Genomic DNA, 3,400 nt, shown 5'->3' on the forward strand with positions numbered 1-3,400 from the left:
CTCCCGAAACCAGGAGACCGTGGTGTCGAGACCGGTCCGCAGGTCGACAACTGGTTCCCAGCCGAGAACCTCGCGGGCCAGCGATATGTCCGGCTGCCGGATCGTCGGGTCATCCTCCGGCCGCGGAATGAATGAGATCTTCGATTCACTCTTGGCGACTTCACGGACGAGCTCGGCGAGCTCGATGATCGACAGCTCATACGGGTTCCCGATATTCATCGGACCAGGATGACCAGAAAACATCATCCGCACGATTCCCTCGACCAGATCATCGACGTAGATGATCGACCGGGTCTGGCTGCCGTCACCCGCCACCGTCATCGGTTCGCCGCGCAGCGCCTGGGTCGCGAAGGCGGGGATCGCACGGCCGTCGTTAGGGCGCATCCGCGGCCCGTGGGTATTGAAAATCCGGACGATTCCGGTATCCACACCGTGGCTCCGGCGGTAGGCCATGGTGAGCGCCTCGCCGAACCGCTTCGCCTCATCGTACACACCCCGCGGACCTACCGGGTTGACATGGCCCCAGTAGTTCTCCGGCTGCGGATGGACCTGCGGGTCACCATAGACCTCCGAGGTCGACGCCAGTATGAAACGCGCGCCTTTTTCCTTGGCCAGGCCGAGGGCGTGCAGCGTACCGATCGAGCCCACCTTCAAGGTGTGGATCGGCAGATTCAGATAGTCGATCGGACTTGCCGGCGACGCGAAGTGCAGCACGTAGTCGACCGGACCAGGAACATGGACGTAATCCGTCACATCACAGCGGATCAATCGGAAGCACTCGCGGTCCGCAAGATGAGCGACGTTCACCGGGGTCCCCGTGACGAAGTTGTCCAGGCAAAGGACCTCATGGCCCTCGGTCAACAGCCGCTCGCACAGGTGTGATCCCAGAAAACCCGCACCTCCGGTGACAACGCTTCTTTTCATCAGGCCCCCTCCTGGTCATCGGTATTCGGTCCGCGTGACGATACGCGCACGAAGTCCCACGCCCGCGCGGAACGCACGAGAAAGCTCGGCGGAACACCATCGAGAACAGACCCGGCGGCAGCGGCCGATGGTTTACCCACCGATAGTTCGCCGCCATGCGGATGAAGCAGGACGACCACCACGTCACCATTGCCGCCGGCACCGCGGTAGACCTCCGCCGGAGCATCTCCCAGCGCCTGGTCCAACCAGGCCAGGAGGGCCTCCAGGCAGCCATCGGCCGCATGGGCCTCCCACATGCGCGTCACATCAACCACACCCACATCTTCGACCACGGTGGGCAAGGCGGGACCAACGAGGTACCGGCACGCGACAAGGCCTGGCCACAGAGCGCACGATCACAGTCCCGCTCGCGCCTGGCAGGCTTCAGGGCCGCTCCAGCGAAAGGGTCGAGGAAGCGGACATGTCCAGCAAGGACGGGGTGACACCGGCGGCGGCCTGAAGGGAGCCCAGCGCGGCGACCATCGCGCCATTGTCGGTACACAATCCAGGCCGGGGCACCCGCAAGGTGATACCAGCGGCCGCACAGCGCGCCGCCGCGAGCGACCGCAGTCTGCTGTTCGCCGCCACTCCCCCACCGATCACCAGGGTGTCGACCCCGTGCGACCGGCAGGCCGCGACGGACTTGGCCGTCAGCACATCCACAACAGCCTCCTGGAACGACGCGGCGACAGCCGCGACGGGTATCGGCTCACCCGCCCGGTTGCGCGCTTCCAGCCACCGGGCCACCGCGGTCTTCAGCCCGCTGAAGGAGAAGTCGAACGTACCGTCGCCCGCCTTCGCGCGCGGGAACGCGATCGTGGGGCTCCCGTCACGAGCCGCCTGGTCAATGGGCGGCCCGCCGGGGAACGGCATCCCGAGCAGCCGGGCAACCTTGTCGTATGCCTCGCCCGCGGCATCGTCGACCGTGGCCCCGAGCGGGATCACCGCGCCCGTGGCGAGGTCCGGCACCAGCAGCAGGGAGGAATGCCCGCCGGAGACCAGCAACGCCATGGACGGGCCGGGCAATGGCCCATGCTCAAGGGTGTCCACCGCGACATGCGCGGCCAGATGATGGACCCCGTAAAGAGGGACGCCGAGCGCGAACGCGTATGCCTTGGCCGCGGCCACTCCGACGAGCAGCGCCCCGGCCAGGCCCGGACCAGCGGTGACCGCGATCGCGTCCACGTCACGATGGCGCAGCCCCGCCTGGGACAGCGCCCGGTCGACAGCCGGCACCATCGCCTCGACGTGCGCACGGGCGGCGATCTCCGGAATCACCCCGCCGTAACGCGCGTGCTCGTCCACGGATGACGCGAGGGTGTCCGCGAGCAGAAGCCCGCCCCGGACCAGGCCCACTCCGGTCTCGTCGCACGAGGTCTCAATACCCAGTACCAACGGCCCGTCACCCCGCACCAACGGCGCGTCACTCCGCGCCGGCGGGACGTGGCCGGCGCGGACCCCGCTCACCGGGACACCGTCGACTCCACCGCGTCAAGCATCTCGCCGTAGTCACGGGTGTCTATGTGACGGGCCGACATCACGTAGGCGTCGGCTCCCGACGGCTGGTAGTAGCCCCTGCGCAGGCCGAGATCGACGAAGCCGAACCGGTGGTAAAGAGTTCGGGCCGTGCTGTTGTCGGTCCGTACCTCCAGGTCACAACGGCGCGCACCGCACATCCGGGCATGGCGCAGCAGAGCGGCCAGCAGCCGGGTGCCCACCCCGTTGCCGCGGGAGTCCGCGGTGACGCCGAGAGTCTGCACATAGGACTCGCCGTCGTGGACGGCAAGCCCGCCGTAACCGACGACTCGCCCGCCGCGCACAGCGGCCAGATAGTGCCGCGCCAGTCCCTGTGCCAGCTCCGACCAGAACAGCTCGGCCGTCCAGGCGTCCTCGGCGAAGATGTCCCGTTCCAGCTCGACAATCTCATCGAGATGCCACCAGCGCAGGCGCACAAGCGCCACCTCGCCACGCCCAGGTGCCGGCGAATCCTCGGTCACCGTGTCTGTCCTGATCGTCAGCTGGCCGGTCACACAGCCACCGCTTTCGGCGGGCGCGGTTCGGCCGCGTCCGGCCGGCGCAGGTACAGCGGGACGAGCGGCGCGGGCGGGCGGCCGGCCAGAACGCTCGCGCCGGCCAGGCGGGCGAGGGTGACCGGGGACGGATACCCCGGGCCGGTCGCCGGCTCCACCGGCTCCACCGGCTCCCCGAGGCTGGCGAAAACGTCCGGGTACAGCTGCGCACCCGGTCCGGCCACCCGGCGGACCGCCATCTCCCGCAACTCCTCGACAACGCTCCCCGGTCGGCCCACGGACGGCCCGGCCACCCGCTCACCGCTGTCGTACACCGCCCAGTACACCTCCCGGCGCCGCGCGTCGGTCGTCACGGCCACCCTGCCCGACGTGTCGGCGCCGATGCCGTCCAACGAGCACACACCGTA

General features: G+C 68.6%; 5 protein-coding genes. All 5 read right to left on the minus strand.

Annotation, left to right across the window (positions count from 1 at the left end; genetic code table 11):
* Window positions 1-924 (minus strand): UDP-glucuronic acid decarboxylase family protein (locus MJ783_RS22820; protein ID WP_239313864.1); only part of this gene is annotated, 924 nt, incomplete at its 3' end.
* Window positions 924-1,238 (minus strand): hypothetical protein, encoded by a 315-nt coding sequence (locus tag MJ783_RS22825; RefSeq protein WP_239313867.1) that lies wholly within the window; start codon window positions 1,236-1,238, stop codon window positions 924-926. The genes MJ783_RS22820 and MJ783_RS22825, both read right to left, overlap by 1 nt.
* Before the next feature lie 109 nt (window positions 1,239-1,347).
* Window positions 1,348-2,379 (minus strand): tRNA (adenosine(37)-N6)-threonylcarbamoyltransferase complex transferase subunit TsaD, encoded by a 1,032-nt coding sequence (gene tsaD / locus MJ783_RS22830; protein WP_239313873.1) that lies wholly within the window; start codon window positions 2,377-2,379, stop codon window positions 1,348-1,350.
* A gap of 47 nt (window positions 2,380-2,426) precedes the next feature.
* Entirely contained in the window at window positions 2,427-2,960 is a 534-nt protein-coding gene (gene rimI, locus MJ783_RS22835) for a ribosomal protein S18-alanine N-acetyltransferase (RefSeq protein WP_239313870.1), read from the minus strand.
* Window positions 2,961-2,989: 29 nt separating this feature from the next.
* A partial coding sequence (locus MJ783_RS22840) for a tRNA (adenosine(37)-N6)-threonylcarbamoyltransferase complex dimerization subunit type 1 TsaB (RefSeq protein WP_370651790.1) occupies window positions 2,990-3,400 on the minus strand: 411 nt, incomplete at its 5' end.

The organism is Protofrankia sp. Cj3 (genome assembly GCF_917627355.1).
Lineage (GTDB): Bacteria > Actinomycetota > Actinomycetes > Frankiales > Frankiaceae > Protofrankia.